The 23433-nt window shown below is 60.3% G+C and carries 19 protein-coding genes, 1 tRNA gene and 2 pseudogenes; 14 read left to right on the forward strand and 8 right to left on the reverse strand.

Translation table 11 applies throughout. From position 1 onward, the window contains the following. Positions 1-45 precede the first annotated feature (45 nt). Both P6U16_RS14025 and P6U16_RS14030 read right to left on the reverse strand, forming a co-directional pair. A pseudogene (locus P6U16_RS14025) lies at positions 46-1955 on the reverse strand (autotransporter assembly complex family protein). A 289-nt stretch (positions 1956-2244) separates the two neighbouring features. After that, positions 2245-2505, reverse strand: coding sequence for a glycine zipper family protein (locus P6U16_RS14030; RefSeq protein WP_158476855.1), 261 nt, complete (start codon positions 2503-2505; stop codon positions 2245-2247). 423 nt (positions 2506-2928) lie between these two features. Between P6U16_RS14030 and P6U16_RS14035 the strand changes: the two genes are divergently transcribed. The 4 genes from P6U16_RS14035 to hemA all read left to right on the forward strand — a co-directional run bounded on the left by P6U16_RS14035 (position 2929) and on the right by hemA (position 8109). Next, positions 2929-3417 carry a (2Fe-2S)-binding protein gene (locus P6U16_RS14035; RefSeq protein ID WP_277701084.1) on the forward strand — a complete coding sequence of 163 codons (489 nt, stop codon included), beginning with the start codon at positions 2929-2931 and terminating at the stop codon, positions 3415-3417. Between the two features lie 91 nt (positions 3418-3508). Next, positions 3509-5857, forward strand: a complete 2349-nt coding sequence (locus tag P6U16_RS14040; RefSeq protein ID WP_277701085.1) for a xanthine dehydrogenase family protein molybdopterin-binding subunit — start codon at positions 3509-3511, stop codon at positions 5855-5857. 16 nt (positions 5858-5873) lie between these two features. After that, positions 5874-6668: a xanthine dehydrogenase family protein subunit M gene (locus P6U16_RS14045; protein WP_277701086.1), complete on the forward strand. Its 795-nt coding sequence runs from the start codon at positions 5874-5876 to the stop codon at positions 6666-6668. Positions 6669-6891: 223 nt separating this feature from the next. Next, complete coding sequence (hemA, locus tag P6U16_RS14050; protein WP_277701087.1) at positions 6892-8109, forward strand: 5-aminolevulinate synthase; 1218 nt, start codon at positions 6892-6894, stop codon at positions 8107-8109. A gap of 24 nt (positions 8110-8133) precedes the next feature. Here the strand turns inward: hemA and dxr are convergent, their stop codons facing one another. After that, a complete protein-coding gene (gene dxr, locus P6U16_RS14055; protein WP_277701088.1) occupies positions 8134-9309 on the reverse strand; it encodes a 1-deoxy-D-xylulose-5-phosphate reductoisomerase in 1176 nt (391 codons plus the stop codon). A gap of 158 nt (positions 9310-9467) precedes the next feature. Between dxr and P6U16_RS14060 the strand changes: the two genes are divergently transcribed. Together P6U16_RS14060 and P6U16_RS14065 are read left to right on the forward strand one after the other, a co-directional pair. Continuing rightward, positions 9468-10058, forward strand: a complete 591-nt coding sequence (locus P6U16_RS14060; RefSeq protein ID WP_277701089.1) for a LysE family transporter — start codon at positions 9468-9470, stop codon at positions 10056-10058. Positions 10059-10231: 173 nt separating this feature from the next. Beyond that, on the forward strand, positions 10232-10381 hold the full coding sequence (locus tag P6U16_RS14065; RefSeq protein WP_277701090.1) for a hypothetical protein: 150 nt from the start codon (positions 10232-10234) through the stop codon (positions 10379-10381). Positions 10382-10477: 96 nt separating this feature from the next. On the opposite strand, the gene P6U16_RS14070 is transcribed toward P6U16_RS14065, so the two are convergent. Beyond that, positions 10478-10555 (reverse strand) — tRNA-Arg (locus tag P6U16_RS14070). Positions 10556-10755: 200 nt separating this feature from the next. Between P6U16_RS14070 and P6U16_RS14075 the strand changes: the two genes are divergently transcribed. From P6U16_RS14075 to metH, 5 genes and pseudogenes are all read left to right on the forward strand, one after another. Beyond that, positions 10756-11004, forward strand: a complete 249-nt coding sequence (locus tag P6U16_RS14075; RefSeq protein ID WP_277701091.1) for a hypothetical protein — start codon at positions 10756-10758, stop codon at positions 11002-11004. Positions 11005-11227: 223 nt separating this feature from the next. Further along, positions 11228-12124, forward strand: a complete 897-nt coding sequence (locus tag P6U16_RS14080; protein ID WP_277701092.1) for an ROK family protein — start codon at positions 11228-11230, stop codon at positions 12122-12124. Positions 12125-12142: 18 nt separating this feature from the next. Next, on the forward strand, positions 12143-12640 hold the full coding sequence (locus P6U16_RS14085; RefSeq protein ID WP_277701093.1) for a heme-degrading domain-containing protein: 498 nt from the start codon (positions 12143-12145) through the stop codon (positions 12638-12640). A gap of 21 nt (positions 12641-12661) precedes the next feature. Continuing rightward, positions 12662-13819 (forward strand): AGE family epimerase/isomerase, encoded by a 1158-nt coding sequence (locus P6U16_RS14090; protein ID WP_277701094.1) that lies wholly within the window; start codon positions 12662-12664, stop codon positions 13817-13819. 169 nt (positions 13820-13988) lie between these two features. Continuing rightward, a pseudogene (gene metH / locus P6U16_RS14095) lies at positions 13989-17761 on the forward strand (methionine synthase). A gap of 16 nt (positions 17762-17777) precedes the next feature. Here the strand turns inward: metH and P6U16_RS14100 are convergent. After that, positions 17778-18371, reverse strand: coding sequence for a TetR/AcrR family transcriptional regulator (locus P6U16_RS14100; protein ID WP_277703851.1), 594 nt, complete (start codon positions 18369-18371; stop codon positions 17778-17780). A gap of 161 nt (positions 18372-18532) precedes the next feature. Between P6U16_RS14100 and P6U16_RS14105 the strand changes: the two genes are divergently transcribed. Together P6U16_RS14105 and P6U16_RS14110 are read left to right on the forward strand one after the other, a co-directional pair. Next, on the forward strand, positions 18533-18943 hold the full coding sequence (locus P6U16_RS14105; protein WP_277701095.1) for a RidA family protein: 411 nt from the start codon (positions 18533-18535) through the stop codon (positions 18941-18943). A gap of 103 nt (positions 18944-19046) precedes the next feature. Next, positions 19047-19265: a hypothetical protein gene (locus P6U16_RS14110; protein ID WP_277701096.1), complete on the forward strand. Its 219-nt coding sequence runs from the start codon at positions 19047-19049 to the stop codon at positions 19263-19265. Between the two features lie 280 nt (positions 19266-19545). Here P6U16_RS14110 and P6U16_RS14115 read toward each other — a convergent pair whose 3' ends face one another. The 3 genes from P6U16_RS14115 to P6U16_RS14125 are packed head-to-tail and all read right to left on the reverse strand — an operon-like array spanning position 19546 to position 21908. Further along, entirely contained in the window at positions 19546-19683 is a 138-nt protein-coding gene (locus P6U16_RS14115; protein WP_277701097.1) for a hypothetical protein, read from the reverse strand. Positions 19684-19695: 12 nt separating this feature from the next. Beyond that, positions 19696-20961 (reverse strand): glycosyltransferase, encoded by a 1266-nt coding sequence (locus P6U16_RS14120; RefSeq protein ID WP_277701098.1) that lies wholly within the window; start codon positions 20959-20961, stop codon positions 19696-19698. Positions 20962-20978: 17 nt separating this feature from the next. Continuing rightward, positions 20979-21908 (reverse strand): GntR family transcriptional regulator, encoded by a 930-nt coding sequence (locus P6U16_RS14125; protein WP_277701099.1) that lies wholly within the window; start codon positions 21906-21908, stop codon positions 20979-20981. Positions 21909-22201: 293 nt separating this feature from the next. Here P6U16_RS14125 and P6U16_RS14130 point away from each other — a divergent pair, with 293 nt between their 5' ends. After that, positions 22202-23266 (forward strand): spermidine/putrescine ABC transporter substrate-binding protein, encoded by a 1065-nt coding sequence (locus P6U16_RS14130; RefSeq protein ID WP_277701100.1) that lies wholly within the window; start codon positions 22202-22204, stop codon positions 23264-23266. Positions 23267-23433 lie beyond the last annotated feature (167 nt).

The raw sequence follows: 23433 nt of genomic DNA on the forward strand, positions 1-23433 counted from the left end.
CGGCTTCCCTAGTGGTTCCAGGATCGGCGGAAAAAACATCTGACGTCAGAAGGACTGGCCGATGCCCGCATAGATCCCGTAGCTCGTGCCACCGGGATAGGGGTTGAGCGGCACGGCAAAGTCGAGCCGGATCGGGCCGAACGGTGTTGCGTAGCGCAGGCCGATGCCGGCACCAGCGCGGATATCGGAGAAATCAGGCGTGCTGCTGCTGGAGACGGTGCCAGCATCAATGAAGGGTACGATGCCGATCGTATCCGTTATGCCGATCCGGGCCTCCACCGTCGCGTTGGCATAGGAACGGCCGCCGAGCAGTTCGTTGTTGCCGTTGCGCGGGCTGATTTCCTGATAGGAATAGCCGCGCACCGTGCCGCCGCCGCCGAGAAAAAGCGGCGTGTCGCGGGAATGTCGGACAGACTGTCGCCGCCGATGATCGAGCCGACGCCGAGTTTTCCAGCCAGAACGAAACGATTGGCCGCATCGAGCGATTGATAGGCTGCGGCCGATCCTTCAAAGGAACTGAAGAATGTCTGTCCGTTGATCTCATAGCTCGGCTTGACGCTCAGCGAAGCGCGATAGCCCTCCGTCGCATTCAGCTTGTTGTCGCGGGTGTCGCGGACATATTCGAGCGGAATGCTGGCGGTCAGATATTCATTTTCGCCGAAAGCGTCCTCGACATCGGCAAAGCTCAGTTCGACACCGCCCGACACGGTATCCACAGGCGAAAGCTCGAAGGTTGCACCGACGGCACCCGTAAAGATCGTCGCCTTGTAGGCGTCCGGATCGACGATAGAGGCCTTGAGGCTGGCATTGAAGGTCGAAGCCGGGCCAAAGGCGCCGGGCTTTGCAAAGAGAACAGCGGCAGAATAGTCGAGATCGGCCACGTCGGTCGTCTCGCCGATGCGGTTGACCGCACCCTCGACGCGCAGCGATTCCGCCTTGCCGAACAGGTTGCGATGGCCCCAGTAGCCCTGGAGGCCGAAACCATCGGTGGTCGAGAATTGGGCGCCGGCGCCGAAATAGCGGTGCTTGCCCTCGGATACCTCGATCGTCATCGGGATCGTGCCATCCGGCGCCAGTTGTTTGGCCTCGCGGATGGTAATGCTCGAAAACACGCCAAGCTGCCGCAGTCGCTCCGAGGCCTTCCTCAGGTCTTCGGGCGAATAGGGCTTGCCCGCATTGAGGCGCGAATAGTCCGCGACGAAGCCGGGATCGACTGTTTTCGTACCTGTGACCTCGACATCGCCGACATTGGCGATCGGGCCGCTCTTCGCTGCGATCACCACATCCACGGTCGAGGTCTTGTGGTCGGCAACGACGCTGCGTTCGGTCAGTTCGGCGAGCGGTCGACCTTCTTCCTTGAGATCGGCGACGATCTTTTCGCCGGCCTTGATGATCAGGGTTGAATCGGCGCGCGCCCCCGGCGGCAGGTCGTAGTCAGCCGGGTTGCGGCCGGCCGCATCGCCCTCGAACTGCACGGAGCCAAGCGTGAAAGCTGGCCCCGGCGTCACCGTGATTTCCACGGGAATGGACGCTCCATCGGGAAACACGGGGTCAGGCGGCAGGTCATCAATGTTCTGGCCGTTGACCCGTACATCGACCGTGCCGCCATAACGGGCTTTTTCGTAGAGGGCCGCGAGCAGGCGGTCGCGGTCGTCGCGCGCCTTGATGGCAAGGCCGAGATCACCGGAGACCGGCTTGTCCTTATCCTGGAAAAGGCGCGAACTGTTTTCCAGCGTCTCGCGTAGTTCTTCATCTTCGCCGCCGCCGTTCAGCGTCAGCGTGTAGTTCACCGGGTCGATGACCTCGGCCGCTTCCTCGTCCTCGAAAAAGCTCATGCCGAAAATCTTCAACGCATGGGCCTGAGTCGCCGAAAACGGGCCGCACAAAGCCATTGCCGCAACCGCCAGGGCAGTGCCAGCCTTCCGATACGCAAGACTTGATTTCGGCAGACGCAGACGCATTCGTTTCCGTATTCCGCTCTTCAGGCTACTCGTGACACCGGCCTGTTGACGGCAGGGGCACAATGGCATGTCAAGATTTTCGGTTCGTTAACGATGACACTACACAGCAATCAAGCCCCGATGAAGCATGAAAGGACGATTTTGCGGGAAAGGTCCGGAATCCAAACGCAGGTGATACAGAAAAACCCCGGATTTCTCCGGGGTTCCCTGGAAAGTGCATCATGTCGCCGCTCGCTCCTTGCCGCATAAACGGATTGTCGGAGCTTACGGGCACATCGGCAGATCAGCCGCGCGGGCAATCGTCGACGTAGCGGCGGCCGTAGCGGTCGCGGTAGTAGCACTGGCCGGGCTGTTCCGAGACATTGCCGATCACGGCACCCGAAACGCCGCCGATCGCTGCACCCACGGCTGCACCACGGACGTCGCCGGTGATTGCCCCGCCGATGATAGCGCCCGATACGGCGCCGATGCCGGCACCCTTTTCCGTCTGGGTGCAGCTTGCGGCGGCAAGAGCCACCAGAATGAGCGCGATAGTTTTCTTCATTTCTCTCTCCAGATGTAGACGCTGGGCCTCAAAGGACGCGTCGCCGGTTTTTCTTCCAGGATTGAAGACGGACGATGCAGTCCTCCCCCGTTGAACTTGCAACTTCGAAGGATAATGGGCTGCCCGTGAAAGTCCACAGAAATGCAGCGTAATCCGTCGGGTCGCAAGATAGCGGCATCCATGCTGAATGGAAGCTGAAGGCGCTGTTTCCCAAGGCACAGGCTTCGCTGAAAATTTTGATCGAAATTTGAAAGTAAGAGTTGCGGCTCTTCCAAAAAAACAAATGATACCGTCAGCTGCACCGCTCGGGAGGAGTGAGCTTGCAGCTCTGGCTTGACGTGCTGACGCGGTTTCTCTTGTGGGAACGAGTTGCCTGCCTGGATTCCGCTCTCATGTTGGGACGACCAACCTCGGAGGAGCGAGATGGCTAAAGTAAAGATGACGGTCAACGGCCGGCAGGTCGGCAGCGAGTGCGACGATCGCACCTTGCTCGTGCATTTCATTCGCGAAAATCTCGGGCTGACGGGAACCCATGTCGGGTGCGACACGACGCAGTGCGGTGCCTGCGTCGTCCATATGGACGGCCGCTCGGTAAAAAGCTGTTCCATCCTCGCGGTGCAGGCAGCCGGTTCGGAGATCGTCACGATCGAAGGACTGTCCAGCGGTGGCGAATTGCATCCGGTACAGGCGGCGTTCAAGGCCAATCACGGCCTGCAATGCGGTTTCTGCACGCCGGGCATGGTCATGACCAGTGTCGATATCATTCGCCGTCATGGTGCTCAGCTCGACGAAGCCACGGTGCGGGCAGAACTGGAAGGCAATATCTGTCGGTGCACCGGCTATCACAACATCGTCAAATCCGTGCTTGCCGCCGCCGCAGAAATGGGCAGCGCGAAGGAAGCGGCAGAGTAGGGCGAGGAAATAGGACTTAGCCGATAGGCAATGGAATCGACAATTTCCGACTGCCTATTCGCTGGATATTGGATCTCGGGAGGAGATTATCATGGGTCTTGAGGGCATTGGTGCGCGCGTGGTGCGCAAGGAAGACAAGCGGTTTCTGACCGGCAAGGGCCGTTATACCGACGATATGACGGTTCCGGGCATGAAATATGCCTTCTTCGTCCGCAGTGCCCATGCGCATGCCAGGATAGTGTCAATCGATACATCAGCGGCGAAGGACATGCCCGGTATCATCGATATTCTCGGCGGCAAGGAACTGCAGGCTGATGGCATCGGCAATCTCATCTGCGGCTGGATGATCCATTCCAAGGACGGCTCGCCGATGAAGATGGGCGCGTGGCGACCGCTCGCCCATGAGACCGTCCGCTACGTCGGCGATGCCATCGCCATCGTCGTTGCCGACAGTCTTGCCGAGGCCCGCGACGCGGCCGAAGCCGTAGTGGTCGAATATGATGTCCTGCCCGCCGTGACGCAGGCCTCTCGGGCCCTTGAGGCCGGCCAGCCGCAAATTCATCCGGAAGCTTCGAACAATCTCATCTTCGACTGGCAGCTTGGTGACGCCGATTCAACCGATGCGGCGGTCGCGCGGGCGGCGCATGTCACCGAAATGAAGATCGTCAACAATCGGCTCTCGCCCAATCCGATGGAGCCGCGCGCAACACTTGGCATCTATGACGAGGCCGAAGACCATTACACCTGCTACACGACGAGCCAGAACCCGCATGTGGCGCGCCTCGTGATGAGCGCCTTTTACAATGTGGCGCCGGAAAACAAGCTGCGCGTCATTGCGCCTGATGTCGGCGGCGGCTTCGGCTCGAAGATCTACATCTATCCGGAAGAGATCGTCTGTCTCTGGGCGTCGAAGAAAACAGGCGTTCCCGTCAAATGGACCTCCGACCGTACAGAGGCTTTCCTGACCGACGCGCATGGTCGGGATCACGAGACGACGGTGAAGATGGCTTTCGATGCCGATCACAGGATCATCGGTCTCAAGGTCGATACGATCGCCAATATCGGTGCTTATATGTCACTGTTCTCGTCGGCGACGCCGACCTATCTCTACGCCACCCTGCTGTCGGGCCAATACGATATCCCGGCGATCCACGCCAATGTGCGCGCGGTCTATACCAATACCGCGCCCGTCGATGCTTATCGCGGGGCAGGGCGTCCGGAAGCGACTTATGTGATGGAACGCACGATGGAGACGGCCGCGCGCGAGCTCGGCATCGCACCGGCGGAACTTCGACGCAAGAACTTCATTCGCTCTTTCCCGCACCAGACACCGGTCATCATGAATTATGACGCCGGTGATTTCGAGGCGTCGTTGAATGCAGCCCTTGCCGCGTCCGACTATGCCGGTTTCCCGGCCCGCAAGGCGGAAGCCGCTACCCGCGGCATGAAGCGCGGCATCGGCATGAGCTGTTACATCGAGGCCTGCGGCATCGCGCCGTCGGCGGCGGTCGGTTCTCTCGGGGCCGGCGTCGGCCTGTGGGAATCGGCTGAGGTGCGGGTCAATGCCGTCGGCACGATCGAGGTGCTGACCGGTTCGCACAGCCACGGCCAGGGGCATGAGACGACGTTTGCGCAGCTGATCGCCGATCGCTTCGGCGTGTCGATGGACAGTGTGAACATCGTCCATGGCGATACCGACAAGGTGCAGATGGGCATGGGCACCTATGGCTCGCGCTCCGGCGCGGTCGGCATGTCGGCCATCGTCAAGGCGCTCGACAAGGTTGAGGCCAAGGCAAAGAAGATCGCGGCCCATCTGATGGAGGCCGACGAGAGCGACATCGTTATCGAAAACGGCGAACTCAAGGTCGCCGGCACGGACAAGACGCTGCCCTGGTTCCAGGTGGCGCTTGCCGCCTACACCGCCCATAACCTGCCGTCCGGCATGGAGCCGGGTCTGAAGGAAACCGCCTTCTACGATCCGTCCAACTTCACCTTCCCGGCCGGCTGCTACATCTGCGAGGTCGAGGTCGATCCGGAAACCGGCAAGACCCAGATCGTCCAGTTCGTGGCCGCCGATGATTTCGGTAACATCATCAATCCGATGATCGTCGAGGGGCAGGTGCATGGCGGTATCGCGCAAGGGATCGGCCAGGCGCTTCTCGAGGCTGTTCACTATGATCCGGCCAACGGCCAGCTGATCACCGCGAGCTACATGGATTATGCCATGCCGCGGGCCGATGACCTGCCGTCCTTCCAGGTCTCGCATCAGACGACGCCCTGTCCCTCCAATCCGCTGGGCATCAAGGGTTGTGGCGAGGCGGGTGCCATCGGCTCGCCGCCGGCGCTGATCAACGCCATCACCGATGCCATCGGCAACAACGAGCTGAACATGCCGGCCACACCGCAGAAGGTCTGGCTCGCTGCAAATGCTGCCCACTGAACCGGAGGAGAGAGTTATGTACGCAACAAACTATCATCGTGCGTCCTCGGTCCAGGATGCCTTGGCGCTGAAATCGTCCACGGATGAAACGAAATATCTCTCCGGCGGCATGACGCTGATCGCCACCATGAAACAACGTTTGGCGGCGCCATCCGATCTGGTCGATCTGCGCCATGTGGCCGACATGAAGGGCATCACGGTCAGCGGTCGATCGGTCCACCTCGGGGCAGGCACCACGCATTACGACGTGTCCGCCTCGGCAGCCCTGAAGAGCGTCTGCCCGGCGATTTGCCATCTCGCCAGCCATATTGGCGATCCGCATGTGCGCCACATGGGAACGATCGGCGGTTCGGTCGCCAACAATGATCCGGCGGCGGACTATCCGGCTGCTCTTTTGGCGCTCGATGCGGTGATCGTCACTGATCGTCGCCAGATCAGCGCTGCGGAGTTCTTCACCGGCCTGTTCGAGACCGCCTTAGAAGAGGACGAAATCGTCACGGCCGTCACCTTCGAGGCACCGGAAAAAGCCGGTTACTCCAAGTTCGCCAATCCGGCTTCGCGCTATGCCATGACCGGTGTATTCGTGGCGAAAGGCGCCGGTGGCGTTCGGGTGGCAGTCACGGGGGCCGGAGCCGATGGGGTTTTCCGCCATGCCGGGCTGGAGCAGGCCCTCTCCGCAAACTGGTCGCCCGAGGCGGTCGCAGGCGTTACTGTCGATTCGTCGAACCTGATGGCGGATATCCACGCAAGCGCCGAATATCGGGCCAATCTGGTGAAGGTCATGGCCAAGCGTGCGGTGGCTGCCGCCTAAGAAAAAGCCGCGCCAAAGGAAAAGAATAGAAGGACGGGGTCATCCGTCCTTTTTCATGAGATGGGGGCTCACATTCCTGTTGATCGATATCGGATTTTGTAACTATTGTTTGGAATAATTCAAAACTATGGGCCTTTTGCCGCAGGTTGCCCGCTTTTCCCCTGTTGGGGTTGACGCTGGGCGGCTTTGAATCAAAAAGGACGGCAAGGTTCTGGAGACAAGCATGGATTTCGAGAGTTTCTTCAAGCGCGAACTTGACGGCCTGCATCAGGAAGGCCGTTACCGTGTGTTCGCGGATCTTGAGCGCCAGCGGGGCAGTTTCCCGAAGGCGACGCGCTATGCTGCCAATGGCGAGAAGCAGGACGTCACCGTCTGGTGTTCGAACGACTATCTCGGCATGGGCCAGCACCCGAAGGTGATCGAGGCGATGAAGAGCGCCATCGACCAGTGTGGCGCGGGTGCGGGAGGCACCCGGAATATCTCAGGCACCAACCACCACCACGTTCTGCTGGAGCGCGAACTGGCCGATCTGCACGGCAAGGAATCAGCGCTTCTGTTCACCTCGGGTTACGTATCCAACTGGGCAGCGCTTGGCACGCTCTGTGCGAAGATCCCCGGCGTGATCGTGTTTTCCGACGCCGGCAACCACGCGTCGATGATCGAAGGCATCCGCCATTCGAAATGCGAGCGGGTGATCTTCAAGCACAATTCCGTCGCCGATCTCGAAGCCAAGCTCGCTGCCGCCGATCCGCGTGCTCCAAAACTGGTCGCCTTCGAATCAGTCTATTCGATGGATGGCGACATTGCGCCAATCAAGGACATCTGCGACGTTGCCGAGAAATACGGCGCGATGACCTATCTCGACGAAGTGCATGCGGTCGGCATGTACGGCCCGCGCGGCGGCGGCATTGCCGAGCGCGAAGGCCTGATGCACCGGCTGACGGTGATCGAAGGCACGCTTGGCAAGGCCTTCGGCGTCATGGGCGGTTATATCGCCGCATCGACGGCGCTGTGCGATTTCATCCGCTCGTTTGCCTCGGGCTTCATCTTCACCACCGCGCTGCCGCCGGCGCTGGCGGCCGGTGCCGTTGCCTCGATCCGGCATCTCAAGGAAAGCCAGATCGAACGCTTCGCCCATCAGGAACGGGTGCGCCGGCTGCGCAATCTGCTCGACAAGAACGGCATTCCGCACATGCCCAATCCGAGCCACATCGTGCCGGTGCTGGTCGGCGATGCGTCGAAGTGCAAGTGGATTTCGGACCTTCTGCTCGACAATTGCGGCGTCTACGTCCAGCCGATCAACTATCCGACGGTTCCGAAGAAGACCGAGCGCCTGCGCATCACGCCGACGCCGCTGCATTCCAACGAGGACATCGACCATCTCGTGGGCGCACTGCATCAGCTCTGGTCGCGCTGCGCGCTGGCAAGGGCTGTGGCGTAGAGCCACCAGCACGAAAAATGGATTTCAGATCAGCCCGGCAGCCAACTGCCGGGCTTTTTCGTCGGCGGAGAACACGTCTTCCATGGATCTGGGAGCCGGCAGGCCGCACAGTGCATCCATCACCGTTTCGACGATGTCCGCCATCTTGAGGAAGCCGGTCCGGCCTTCGATGAAGGCTTCGAGTGCCGTTTCCTTGGCGCCGTTCAGCACCGCCCCTTGAGTGCCGCCGCGCTGCATGGCAAGCCGCGCCAGCCTGAGCGCCGGGAAGCGGACTTCGTCCGGTGCTTCGAAATCAAGTCGCGACAGCTTCGCAAAATCCAGCCGTTCAACCGGCAGGTTGCAGCGGCGTGGATGCGAGAGTGCATAACCGATCGCCGTGCGCATGTCGGGGCAGCCGAGCTGGGCGAGAACCGAACCGTCGCTATAGGCAACCATCGAATGGATCACGGATTGCGGATGGACGATCACCTCGATCTGTTCCGGATCGAGATCGAAGAGGTGTTTTGCCTCAATCATTTCCAACGCCTTGTTGAACATCGAGGCGCTGTCGATCGAGATCTTCAGGCCCATCGACCAGTTGGGATGAGCGCGCGCTGTATCGGCCGTGACCTTCTCCATCTCCGCAAGCGTTGACTTACGGAACGGGCCCCCTGATGCCGTCAGCACAATGCGCTCGACGGCGTGGCGCTGGTGTTCTTCCAGCACCTGGAAGATGGCATTGTGTTCGCTGTCAACGGGCAACAACCGACCGCCGCCGCGGCGCACAGCCTCGATAAACAGAGGCCCGGCGGAAACCAGGCATTCCTTGTTGGCGAGCGCGATATCGGCACCGCGCCTTGCGGCCGCCAATGTCGGCGCCAGCCCGGCATTGCCGACGATCGCAGCCATGACCCAGCCGGCATCCATGTCCGCCGCCTCGATCAACCCGCTGCGGCCGGAGGCAACAGCGATGCCTGTGCCGGAAAGCGCATCCTTGAGGCTGGCATAATGGTTGTCATCGGCGGTTACGGCGAGCCTGGCGCCGGTTGCGCGCGCCTGTTCCGCCAGCAGTGCCACATTGCCGTTTCCGGTCAGTGCCATGACCTCGAAGGCATCGCGTCCGCCGAGATGCTGCACGACATCAAGCGTGTTGGTACCGATCGAGCCGGTCGATCCAAGGATTGTTATACGCCGCTGATTCGTGCCGTTGCCAGATGTCATAAACAGGTTCGCATGTTGCTTTTAATGTCGGCCAGCCCTACAGCGGAAAGACCGGTGCGGCAAGCATTTGCTCCCTTGGCGTGATGCGTGACAAGCCATCGCTGTCGTTCTTGATCAGGATCAAAATCCGGCTTCCCGGACTGTGGCAAAAGAGGCGCATGAGCGACACGTCTTCCTTCATTCTGTCTGTGCTTACCCTGCTGATCGTGCCGGGTCCGACCAACACGCTCTTGGCTGCGTCCGGAGCCGCCGTTGGATTGCGCCGTTCGCTGGTGCTGATACCGGCAGAATGCTGTGGCTATCTCCTGTCGATTCTGGCCGTCATCTTCATCCTTGGTCCGCTGCTCGGGGATACCCCCATCCTTGGCGCTGGGCTGCGCATCGCGGCTTGCCTCTATCTCCTATGGTCAGCCTTTGGCCTTTGGCGCGGGACCGGTCTTCCCGGGGAACAGAGCGACCAGATCGGGGCAGTCGCTGTTTTTTTCACAACGCTCCTTAACCCGAAAGCACTGATCTTCGCTCTGGTGATCTTTCCACAAGAGGCGGGGCTTCCGGCGCTGCCATATATGGTGACTTTCGCCGGCCTCGTCTGCACCGTTGCGCTGGGTTGGATCACCTTGGGCACTGGCCTGGCCTCCTCGGCACCGCGTCTTTTGACCCAGGATCGTATCGGCCGGTTCGCGGCTGTCGCGCTCGCCATCTTCGCGACTGTCCTCGGTGGATCTGCGCTCGCAGCCGCTATGGCATAAGAAAGACCCAAAGCCTCGGCGTGCAAAAGCACTACGTCCCGCGTTTCAGCCGGCGGGAATTAACCAAGCATTTACCATGTTTCGTGTTCCCGGTGGAACAGCATTCGCTGCGCCGCACAATAGTCTCATCCCCAGCATTTAAGGCACGTACAGTTTGCTGGAAGAGTGGGACAATGAAAACAGAGAGCGGAATTACCCTTGCCGTTTTGGCCGTATCGCTGATGGTGATCCTCAGCCTTCACTTCGCCATGTCCCATTCCGGCGCACTCGGCCTGCCGACCGGCGTCTCGGGCGAAATCACATCGTCAATCCCCGCACGTTGATTCCAGAAACCGCGTTGATTCCAACGACGGCGGCAGTACCGGTTCGCGCAACCTATCGCTTCTCGTTTGAGAAGCCTGCCTGCATGTCATGAAAAATGGTGATCCCGACGCGATTCTGAACGCGTGACCCCCAGATTAGGAATCTGGTGCTCTATCCTGCTGAGCTACGGAACCACTTGGATAGAACCCATACAAAAGGCTTGGGCGGAAGCCAAGTGTTTTTGCGTTTCCCATAGGCGTCATGGTAGGCCGCAGAATTTTTCCGGGAGGTCGAAGCCCTGTTCCATGCGGCACAACGCGCTTCCGGAACGCATGGCATTGTCGGGTCACTGGATGAGACGACCTCATCAGCAACCCAGAACAAGGAGAGACCCATGCGCAAGTTCATTCTTTCTGCCGTTATTGCCGTTACTGCCGCCGTTTCCTTCGCTGCTCCGTCCCAGGCTGGCGGTTACGACAATGGCAATGGCCACCACAATTACGGCCACAAGAATCACCACTACAACAACGATTACGGCTATGAAGACAACTATAACTACGAGCCGGTCTGCTACATCAAGAAGATCAAGAAGTGGGACCAGTGGGGCAACGTCTACTTCAAGAAGATCAAGATCTGCGATTGATCCCTCTCTATCGGTGTCATTCCAGAAGCCCGGCTGTTCGCGCAGCCGGGCTTCCGCGTTTCGGTCACTCCTGCGACTGAAAACATTCCCGCGTCAGGTTTCGGGCTTGACCAGCGGCGCAGGGGCTGGCGTCCGACGCTTTTGCGGTGCTAAGCAGAAGGAAGGGACAAGGACACCCTCCCGAGGCCTTTCGCAGCAGCTTTCAAAGAGACTTTATCCAGCCATGTTCATCGGAATTGATTGGGGCGGTACGAAAATGGAGGTCATCGCGCTCGATCGCGATGGCTCAACCCGTGCCCGGCATCGCATCCCCACGCCCACGAGCGGTTATGACGCTTGCATATCGGCCGTGCAGGAGCTGGTTGCCGCAGCTGAACAGAGCGCGGGCGAGGCCGGATCGATCGGCATCGGTATCCCGGGTAGCCCCAATCCGCGCACCGGCATCGTGCGCAATTCCAATGCCGTGCTGCTCAACGGCCGCGCACTCGGCCGCGATCTGGAAGCAGCGCTCGGTCGTCCGGTCCGGCTTGCCAACGACGCCAATTGCCTTGCTGTCTCGGAAGCGGTGGATGGTGCGGGCAAGGGCGAACATGTGGTTTTCGGCATCATCGTCGGCACAGGCCATGGCGGCGGACTGGCCATCGGCAGCAAGGTGCATGCAGGATATCAGGGCGTTGCCGCAGAGATCGGCCATTATCCCTTGCCCTGGATGACGGCGGAGGAATATCCCGGGCATAAATGCTGGTGCGGCAAACACGGTTGCCTCGACATGTATGCCTGCGGCACCGGCGTCGAGCTCGATTATCGGACGATGACAGGACGGGACCGCCGCGGCCGTGACATCATCGAGGACAAGCGCGGCGGCGAACCGGTGGCAACCGGGGTCTACAATCGTTTCGTCGACCGGCTGGCGCGCAGCCTGGCGCTTTTGACCAATGTCGTTGATCCCGATGTCTTTGTGCTGGGCGGCGGTATGTCCAATGTCGATGAGATCTACGGCGAACTGCCTGAACGCATCGAGAAATACATTTTCGGCGACAGTTTCGAGACGCCGATCCGCAAGGCGGTGCATGGCGACAGTTCCGGTGTGCGCGGTGCTGCCTGGCTGTGGAAGGACTGATAGCAAGGGGTTGAGTGCATGAGCATTGACGACGACCTGAGCCGGATCGCGCTTCAGGAAAAGGAACTGCAATTTGACAGCTTCAGCCTGGAGACAGGCTGGGCGCTGGGCTCACTCCTGTATGACATGGCAAGGCAGCGCAAGCTTGGCGTGGTCATCGATATCACGCTGTTTTCTATGCCGGTCTTTTATGTGGCCCTTGAAGGTGCGACGCCGGACAATCCCCAATGGGTGCGGCGCAAGCGCAATTGCGTCTTCCGCTTTTTCAAGAGCAGCTATGCGACGGGGCTGACGCTTGCAAAGCAGGAAACCAATCTTCAGGCGAAATTCGGCCTGCCGGATACGGACTACGCACCGCATGGCGGCAGCTTTCCGATCAATGTCAAGGGCACTGGCTGCATAGGTGCCGTCACCGTTTCGGGCCTGCCGCAGCGCACGGATCACGATATGGTGGTCGAAGCGCTGGCAAATATTCTCGGCAAGGATCTCGCCGCTCTGAAACTTGTCGATCATTAGCCTCCAGGGGATACGCGACAGATGGATATTCATGCCTTTTCCCGCGATCTGAACGAATGGCTGGATATGGCGGCCCTGCCGCTCTGGCGCGACCGCGGGTTTGACGGACCCGGTGGCGGTCTTGTCGAAACCGTCGACATGCAGGGGCAGCCGACACGGGCAAACCGCCGTTCCCGCGTTCAGCCGCGGCAGGTCTATTGTTTTGCCGAGGCTGGGCGCCGCGGCTGGAGCGGCGATTGGCAGGCGGTCGCAACCAATGGGCTTTTGTATTTCGACCGGATCTATCTGCAGCCAAGCGGCTTTTATGGTGCGCTTGCGGATGCTGACGGCAAGCTTATCGATTCTTCTTTCGATCTCTACAACCAGGCCTTCGCGCTGCTTGCCTTCGCCTATCTGGCGCAGGTGTTTCCGGAGCGGAGCGCTGAAATGGCAGAGCGCAGCAATGCCCTGCGCGGCCGGCTGGAGACCCATTGCAAGCATCCGAGCGCAGGCTTCGAGGAAGACAATCCGCCGCGCCTGCCCCTGTGCTCCAACCCGCACATGCACCTGTTCGAGGCCTGCCTTGCGAGCGAGACGGTGGAGGGGTTCGATCAGGTCGCCTGGACGAACCTTGCCGACGAGATCGCGGCCTTGTGTATGGATCACTTCATCGACCGGGAAACCGGCGCATTGCGCGAGTTCTTCGATGCTGATTGGGCGCCGTTCTCCGGTGAAAGAGGCCGCATCGTAGAGCCGGGGCACCAATTCGAATGGGCCTGGCTGCTGTTGCGCTGGGGCGAGCGGCGCGGCAATGCTGATGCTCTGGTCAAGGCACGCCGGCTGTTCAACATTGGCGAGCAATATGGCCTGAGCCCGGTGCGCGACGTCGCAATCATGACCTTGCTGGATGATTTTTCCGTGGCCGACCCGATCGCGCGTCTCTGGCCGCAAACGGAATGGCTGAAGGCTGCGATCCGCTTTGCGGCGCTGACGGAAGGCGAGGAGCGGCAGCGCTATATCCGCTCGGCCGAGCGCGCCGCTGCAGCACTCACACGATTTCTCGACACGCCCATGCGTGGTCTCTGGCGCGACAAGCAGACCGAAAACGGCGTCTTCATCGATGAGCCTGCGCCGGCCAGCAGCTTCTATCACATCCTCTGCGCCATCTATGAACTGGACGATTGCCTGAAACGGCTCTGATTCATTCCTTCCGGTTTTGCAATCGCCAACGGCTCGCCCTGAACAGGGCGGGCCGTTATGCGTTCGGGCGGCCAAAACACCCTTTGCATATCGTATGTTGACATAAAGATATCTTTATGTGATTGAGTAAAATGATTGCTTTTGTCGTTTTCAGAACGGGAGATTTCCCATGTCCGCCATTGATGCTCTTTTCGGCGTTGTTTCCCCGAAACCGGATGGATCCGAGGTCATGGCGGCGCTAAAGGCGGCGGCCAGCGAGCGCATCCTCGTTATGGACGGCGCGATGGGCACCGAAATCCAGCAGCTCGGGCTGGGCGAGGATCATTTTCGCGGCGACCGCTTCCAAGCCTGCGATTGCCATTTGCAGGGCAACAACGACCTTTTGACGCTGACCCAGCCCGGCGCGATCGAGGAAATCCACTACAATTACGCCATCGCCGGCGCCGACATACTCGAGACCAATACGTTTTCCTCCACAAGCATCGCCCAAGCCGATTACGGCATGGAAGCCATGGTCTATGAACTCAACCGGGACGGCGCCCGCCTTGCGCGGCGCGCCGGTCTGCGCGCGCAAAAGGTTGATGGCAAGCGCCGTTTTGTCGCCGGCGCGCTCGGCCCGACCAACCGCACGGCGTCGATCTCGCCCGACGTCAACAATCCCGGTTTTCGCGCGACGTCCTTCGACGACCTGCGTATCGCCTATTGCGAACAGTTGCGCGGCCTGATCGACGGTGGCGCCGACATCATCCTGATCGAGACGATCTTCGACACGCTGAACGCCAAGGCGGCGATCTTTGCGACGGAAGAGATTTTCGACGAGATGGGCGTGCGCCTGCCGGTGATGATATCAGGCACGATCACCGATCTCTCGGGACGCACCTTGTCCGGCCAGACACCCACTGCTTTCTGGCATTCGGTGCGCCATGCCGATCCTTTCACCATCGGGCTCAACTGCGCGCTCGGCGCCAATGCCATGCGCGCGCATCTGGCCGAAATTTCCAGCGTTGCCGATACGTTTGTCTGCGCCTATCCGAATGCCGGGCTGCCCAACGAATTCGGCCAGTATGACGAAAACCCCGATGAGATGGCGGCCCAGATCGAGGCTTTTGCGCGCGACGGCCTCGTCAATATCGTCGGCGGCTGCTGCGGCTCGACGCCGGCGCATATCAAAGCGATCGCGCAGGCAGTCGCCAAGCATCCGCCACGCGCCATTCCGGAGGTACCGCGGCTGATGAAGCTGTCCGGCCTCGAGCCGTATACGCTCAGCAAGGACATTCCCTTCGTCAATGTCGGCGAACGCACCAATGTCACGGGCTCGGCAAAGTTCCGCAAGCTGATCACCGCAGGCGATTATGCGGCAGCGCTCGACGTGGCGCGGGATCAGGTGGCGAACGGCGCCCAGATCATCGACATCAACATGGACGAGGGCCTGATCGATTCGAAGCAGGCCATGGTCGAGTTCCTCAACCTGATCGCCGCAGAGCCGGATATCGCCCGCGTGCCTGTGATGATCGATTCGTCCAAATGGGAGATCATCGAAGCCGGCCTGAAATGCGTGCAGGGCAAGCCGCTGGTCAATTCGATCTCGATGAAGGAGGGCGAGGCGGCCTTTCTTCATCACGCAAAGCTTTGCCGTGCCTATGGTGCCGCCGTCGTGGTCATGGCTTTCGACGAACAGGGCCAGGCCGATACGCAAGCCCGCAAGGTCGAGATCTGCACGCGCGCCTACAAGCTCCTCACCGAGCAAGCGGGCTTTGCGCCTGAGGATATCATCTTCGATCCCAACGTCTTTGCGGTCGCGACCGGGATCGAGGAACACAACAATTACGGCGTCGATTTCGTCGAGGCAACGCGCGAAATCATCCAGACCCTGCCGCATGTGCACATCTCCGGTGGCGTGTCGAACCTATCCTTCTCCTTCCGCGGCAACGAGCCGGTGCGCGAGGCGATGCACGCCGTCTTCCTATACCACGCCATCCAGGCGGGCATGGACATGGGCATCGTCAATGCCGGTCAGCTCGCCGTCTACGACCAGATCGAGCCGGAGCTGAAAGAGGCCTGCGAGGACGTCGTTCTCAACCGCCGCGAGGACGCGACCGAACGCCTGCTGGAACTGGCCGAGCGCTTCAAGGGCGTAGCCGGCAAGGAAGCCAAGGAGCGCGATCTGAAATGGCGCGAGTGGCCCGTTGAAAAACGGCTGGAGCATGCGCTGGTCAATGGCATCACCGAATTCATCGAGGCCGATACCGATGAGGCCAGGCTGAATGCCGAGCGTCCTCTGCATGTCATCGAGGGTCCGCTGATGGCCGGCATGAATGTCGTCGGCGACCTCTTCGGTGCGGGCAAGATGTTCCTGCCGCAGGTGGTCAAATCCGCCCGCGTCATGAAACAGGCGGTCGCCGTTCTCTTGCCGCATATGGAAGCCGAGCGGCTGGCCGGCGGCGGGCTTGGCGAACGCAAAAGCGCGGGCAAGGTGCTGATGGCAACCGTGAAGGGCGATGTGCACGATATCGGCAAGAACATCGTCGGCGTCGTTCTCGCCTGCAACGATTACGAGATCATCGATCTCGGCGTCATGGTGCCGGCTGCCAAGATCTTGGCTGTCGCCCGCGAACAGAAGGTGGATATCATCGGGCTTTCCGGTCTCATCACCCCTCGCTCGACGAGATGGTGCATGTCGCTTCCGAAATGGAACGCGAGGGTTTCGAAATCCCGCTTCTGATCGGCGGCGCCACCACCAGCCGGGTGCATACGGCCGTGAAGATCGATCCGCGCTACAATGCGGGCCAGACGATCTATGTCACCGATGCCAGTCGCGCCGTCGGCGTCGTGTCCAGCCTGCTTTCGCCCGAAACGAGGGCCGGCTATGTCGAGACCGTGCAGGCCGAATATAAAAAGGTCGCAGCCGCGCATGCGAAAAACGAGTTGGAAAAACAACGTCTGCCGCTCGCAAAAGCCCGCGCCAATGCCCAGAAGGTCGACTGGCAGGCCTACCAGCCAAAAGCACCATCGTTTCTCGGCACGCGCGTGTTCCAGGGCTGGGATCTCGAAGAACTCGCTCGCTATATCGACTGGACACCGTTTTTCCAGACCTGGGAAATGAAGGGCGTCTATCCGAAGATCCTTGACGACGAGCGCCAGGGCGAGGCCGCCCGCGCGCTGTTTGCCGATGCGCAAGCCATGCTTGTTAAGGTGACTACTGAGAAATGGTTTGCCCCGAAGGCTGTCGTCGGCTTCTGGCCGGCCGGCGCCGTCGGCGACGATATCCACTTGTTTGCGGACGAAACGCGCACCGACGATCTCGCCACTTTCTTCACACTGCGCCAGCAGATGAGCAAGCGGGACGGCCGCCCGAACGTCGCCCTGTCGGATTTCGTCGCCCCGGTCGACAGCGGCAGGCAGGATTATATCGGCGGCTTCGTCGTCACTGCCGGCATCGAGGAAGTGGCGATCGCCGAACGCTTCGAGCGCGCCAACGACGACTATTCCTCCATCATGGTGAAGGCCTTGGCCGACCGTTTCGCGGAGGCCTTTGCCGAGCGCATGCACGAGTATGTGCGCAAGGAACTCTGGGGCTATGCGCCTGACGAGGATTTCGCGCCCGACACGCTGGCCAGCGAACCCTATGCCGGCATCCGCCCGGCTCCCGGCTATCCGGCCCAGCCCGATCATACGGAAAAAGCTACGCTTTTCCGTCTGCTGGATGCGGAGAAAGAAATCGGCGTGACGCTGACGGAAAGCTACGCCATGTGGCCCGGCTCCTCCGTCTCCGGCCTCTATATCGGCCACCCTGAAGCCTATTATTTCGGCGTCGCCAAGGTCGAACGCGACCAGGTCGAGGATTACGCAGCGCGCAAGGCCATGCCGATCTCAGAGGTCGAGCGCTGGCTGGGGCCGATCTTGAACTATGTGCCGGTGGCAAGGGTGGAAGCGGCGGAGTAGGCGGCTAACGCTTTTCCTATTCTGCCTTTACGAGGAATCCAGAGGCGAGGCATTGAAACGCCTCGATTGCCTTGGGCAGAACGTCCTGAGGATTGTCGCTGGCCGCAATCCAGAGCGCCGCGTTGAGTGCTGCTCCGCAAAGAAGCCGGGCTGCGGCCTCCGGGTCCACGGGCTTGACCGTGCCTTGGGCCATCAGGTGTTCGACCGCCCGTCTGGTTGCCTGCAGACAGGCGCCCTGGCTCGGCCATTGCGATGGATCGCCGAGCACGGCCGGCCCATCAAGTAGAACGATTCGCTGGACCTCCGGATCAAGTGCCATTTCGATATAGGCTGCGCCCTCGGCCAGCAGCGCCTGCCAGCCATCGCCGGCGCGCGTTCCGAGTGCCTGCGCGCGCGCTGCCATGTCCGAATCGATCTGGTGCACCACGGCTGCCAGCAGTCCGCGCTTGTCGCCGAAGTTGTGATAGAGCGCGCCGCGCGTCAGTCCGACATCGGCTGTCAGCTCATCCATCGATGCCGCCGCATAGCCCTTTTCGGCAAATGCCTTTCTTGCCGCAGCGATCAGCTTTGCGCGGTTTTCCTCCATGGACTCAATTCGTCGCTTCGCCATCATCGCCTCATATTTCACATACGCTACGTATATTAATTGACATACGCACCGTATGTGGCGCATTCACATACGTGCCGTATATCACGCTGCGCAATGGGAAGCGAACGTCCGATCCGCCGTGCTTTGCGGTTATCAGTCAATTCCGATGAAAAGAGATGGAAATGTCCCCACGAGATGCAATCTTCCCCGCAAACAGACACGCTCTTTACGAAGCGCATGGTTACTCCGCCGCAATCCGATCCGCTGACCTCCTATTCGTCTCCGGACAGGTGGGCAGCCTCAAGGACGGCACGCCTGAGCCCGACTTCGAGCGTCAGGTCCGGCAGGCCTTCGAAAACCTCAAGGCAACGCTGCAAGCCGTAGGCTGCACTTTCGACGATATTGTGGATGTCACGACGTTCCACACGGATCCCGAAAATCAGTTCGGAACGATCATGGCGGTCAAGCAGGAGATTTTCCCGAATCCGCCCTATCCAAACTGGACGGCGATCGGCGTGAACTGGCTGGCCGGCTTCGACTTCGAGATCAAGGTGATTGCGCGGATACCTTCGAACGCCTTACCCCAACACTAAGTGCCAACGCGCCGATTGAGAAGGTCGGACCGGCTGGTGTAAGAACGCCTATGCGTTCAGCATCGTGGCATCGCCTGAGGCGGGCCGGAAAGGAGCCGGATCCATGCCCGAAGACAAACTCGACACAATCGCCCTGATGAGGGCGATTGCCGATAGCCCGAAACGCGACAACGCCGTCTACCATCAGGCGATGGCGCAGGCGCGAAAGGCTTTCGAGGATGCGGAGGCAGAACTCGGCGGACCGGTTGAGGTCACGATAAAAACCAAGCGAAAACGCAGCGGCGCCTATGTGGTCAAGTGGACGTTCAAGCCGCTGGGCTGAGTTTGTTCGGCTGGCAGAGGCGATTGCGGCGCCATCCCGCCAATCTCCAAGAATACAAAAAATATCATCCCCGTTTTCCTTGCCCCGAAACCTTGATCCACAATGGTCGCGTTTCCATCGCCGGAGCGTTTCTCGAGGCGGTCGTGTGCAGGCGGGAGCCGGCGCCTCGTGCGTGAAGCCGTAACGTGCGGCTGATGCCGGGGTGACTTCAAGTCTGGCGAGGAACGCGCGCTTTTCGGTTGTGATGCCTGCGATGGTGCGCAGAATTTTCGCGGGGCCTTCACCGCGCTGTCGATGTCTTCTGCCCTCCCGGTCGGCGCTTGTGGATCCATCTGTTGGGTTGCCGGGTCGATGACGTCGAGTGTTCCGCCTTTGACTGGGAAACCCCGGTGCCGTCGAGATAGAGCTTGTCCTGCATGCGGTGTTCCTTTCAGACAAGATCGAGAATGGCCCTTGCCGCGACGGCTGCGCCATTGGATTGTTTCATCGTTGCGGAATTGGCTTCGAGCCGGTTGCGCATGGCCTGATCGCTCAGCAAGTCGGCGATCGCTGCCGCCAGCGCCGCATCGGTCCATTGATAGCGGTCGATGCGCTGTCCGACACCAACGTCCTGCGCCCTGCGGGCATTGTCGTGGCCGTCCCAGCAATAGGACATGATCAGGGAGGGCACGCCGTAGTAGAGCGCCTCGCAGAAGCTGTTATTGCCGCCATGATGGATGAACAGGCTCGATTGCGCGACGATCGAGGGCTGGGGAAACCAGCTTTCCAGAAAGACATTGTCAGGCACCCGCGCATAGTCGTCGCGCCAGGGGCCGACATTGACGATAAAGCGGTAGGGAAGGACTGCGAAGACGTCGATCATCCGTTTGATCAATACGACGTCCATGGCTCCGAGGCTGCCGAAACTGGTCAGCACCAGCGGCGCGTCCTGATGGGCGGCGAACGCGGGCAGGGCGTAAGCCGCCTCCTGTCGAACGCAGCCGTTCAGGTAGACATGGGTCTTGGGATCTAGCGGCTGGTCGCGTTCAAAGCGCACGGCATCCGGTGAAAGCAAAAGATTGAGGAAGGGTGAGCTTTCTAGAAATTCGCCGGGCGGGCGAGCTTTGAGACCACATTCGATCAGAAAGGCATTCATCCGCCGATGCGCGGGCGCGACGGCTTGTCTGTATTTCTCCGCAAACAGGCTCCAGTCATTCTCCGGGGTTCCACCGCAGCCCGAGAGATAGGGCGGCACTGCCACGTCCGGCAGTTCCGTCTCGGCGCAGGAAACGATGCGCACCCAGGGCACGCCGGCATTGGCAATCGCTGGAAACATCACGACGTTGTCGAGCGCGATGATATCCGGCTTCAGTTGCGCAAGGAGTTGGCGCAGCGGCTCCTCCGCGGCAATGGCGGTATCGACGATCGCATCCCAGGTCGGGGCGACATAGCTTTTGATCTGTTCAAGCGGCGTCTGCCGGAAAGCATCCTGGTGCCGGTTGATGAAATCGGTCCAGTCCGTCTGGCTCTCATTGCCGGAGGAGGGCAGCGGATATTCGGGAAAGCCGTATTCTGCAAAGACGCCGCGAAAGCCGGGATGGCAAATGAACACCGGCCGGGCGCCCAGGCTGCGCAACTGCTGGGCAATACCGACGCAGTTGAGTGCAGCGCCGTAGCTTGCTTCCGGAAAAAACGCGATCACCTTCGGCTGAGTCATGCGAGATCCAATGTCGTTTAGCCCACGACCCGGAAGATCGGCGGAACGCCGCGACCGGCAAGGCGCGGTCGCTGGGAATGGGAGAGCTGGATATGCACGCGCATCAGGTCGCTCGCAAGATCCATCTGCCCGCGCTCGATCTGTTCAAGGATTTGCATGTGCTCGGCATTCGACTGCATCAAGCGATAGGCGTTGACATGCACCGGTGGCTGGCTGGATCGCCGGCGGCGATGATGGCTAACAAGCGCCTCGGACATGAAAGGATTGCCGCAAGAGCGGGCGATCAGCATGTGGAAATCGAAGTCTGTGCGCTCGAACAGCTTCTGGTCGAAATTGGTCTCGTTCATTCCGCGCAGGATGTCCATCGAGTGGCGCAGCGAGGTGATGGCCGGCCCGTCACGGTGAAAGCCCGGCAGCGTCAGCGCCAGCGGCTCGCAGGACAGGCGGAATTCAAGGCTCTTCGCCACCGCGTCGCCGCCGATGGCAAACTGCTTGATCAGCCATTGCTGCCCGGGGGCACGCTCGGCGAGATTGTCTTCGGAAAGCTTTATCAGGGCGTTTTGTACTGCACTGCGGGAGGCATCATAACGGCGCTGCAGGCTGGCAACGGTTTGCGAATCCGCGATCCGGCCTGCTGAAAGATCCCGCAGGATCGCGTTGTAAAGCTCGGTCTCCTCAGTCGGTCGGGCTTCATCCTCAAGGCCTGGAAAGGACGCGGGGTCTATGGCTAAGAGATAGCCGCCCTCCGGCTCGGCGGTGACGATCAGGCGATCTGCGAGGATCTGCAGTGCCTTGCGAATGGGGGTTCGGGACACATTGCAGCGGGAAGCGAGCGCCTGTTCCGGCAGGCGTTCGCCACGTGTCATGCCACGCTCGGTGGCTATATCCAGTATTTTCTGCGCCAGTTCGACATGGCGATGCTTTACCTTTTTTGTCTCTGCATCCATGGCAATTCCGGTTCCGGGCAGGTTTCAGCCCCTGCATGCTGCCTTTTCCGCAAAGGCGATGCAAGGCCGTATCCGAATAATTCGAACGTTGAGCGATTTTGTATTGACGTATTTTTTATAAATAATACTGCCCGTCAACAGCGAGCCAAAGATCGGTGAACCGGCGTGCCGCTTGGGAACAGATGTTGAAACCTCGAGGCCTGCGCCATCGGTGCCACTCGGGACGATGTATTTGCGCAGCGGCGATATCAGGTGACCTGATTCCCGGATGTGCCAGCAAACGGGAGACTATCGTGAAAACTTCAGCTGAAGTGCGTGCATCCGTGAAGATCGCCAGCCTAACCGCCGGCGCCATGTTGCTGTCGGCCGGGACTGCACTGTCTGCCGATCTGGTGATTTCCAACTGGGCCGGTTACATGGCGCCGGATATCGCCGAGACCTTCAAGGCGGCGACGGGCCTGACGATCGAGGTCGTCAACCATGCGACCAATGAAGAAATCATGGGCAAGCTGATGGCAAGCCAGGGCAAGGGCTTCGACGTCGTCTTCGTGTCGTCGCCGTTTGCCCATATCCTCAATGGCCAGGGCCTTCTTGAGCCGTTGAGTGATGCGAGCGTTCCGAACCTTGCCAATCTCTATCCTGAAGCGCGCAAGCTCGCCTATGACCCAGGCAACACCTATGCTGTTCCTTACGCCTGGGGCACGACCGGTCTTTGCTATCGCTCCGATCTCGTCAAGGGCACGCCGGACAGCTGGGCAAGCCTGCTTTCCCCGCCGGATGATCTCAAGGGCAAGGTCACGATGCTGGCAACCGACCGCTGGCTGATGGGTGCCGGCCTCCTCTACAAGGGTTACTCCGTCAACGAAAAGGATCCGGCCAAGATCGAGGAAGCCAAGACGGCCCTGATCGAGGCGAAGAAGACCTTGCTCGCCTATGACGACACGACCTTCTATTCCAAGCTGGTTTCGGCTGAAGCATCGCTGGTTCAGGCCTGGGATGGCTGGTGCAATTACGGCATCGCCGAAAACGACAAGATCAAGTTCGTCGTGCCGAAGGAAGGCTCCGACCTCTGGATCGACACCATGGTGATCATGAAGAATTCGGAGAAGAAGGAGGCGGCGCTGAAGTTCGTCAACTATATCCTCGAAGCCAAGAACCATGCCTGGGCGGCATCGAACATCTTCTACAAAGTGCCGAACAAGCCGGCCATGGAAAGCCTCGACCCGGCGCTGATCAAGCAATATCCGAACATGGGCATGACCCCGGCTGAACTCGTCGGTTACGAGGAATTGCAGGATCTGGGCGAAGCGCAGCGTGACTATTCGAAGGCCGTGAGCGAGATCAAGGCGGCGAATTGAGTTGATGCTCTCTTCTCCCCGGCGGGGAGAAGAGCCGAGCGGATGCGAGGTGATGAGGGGCGTAACCGCGTGCCGCAGAGCCTGCCGCCCCCTCATCCGGCCCTACGGGCCACCTTCTCCCCGTTGGGGAGAAGAGGTTTTGAAACTCCGGAGTCCATTTCTTGTCC

The sequence above is a fragment of the Rhizobium sp. 32-5/1 genome (genome assembly GCF_029537235.1).
Classification (GTDB): domain Bacteria; phylum Pseudomonadota; class Alphaproteobacteria; order Rhizobiales; family Rhizobiaceae; genus Pararhizobium.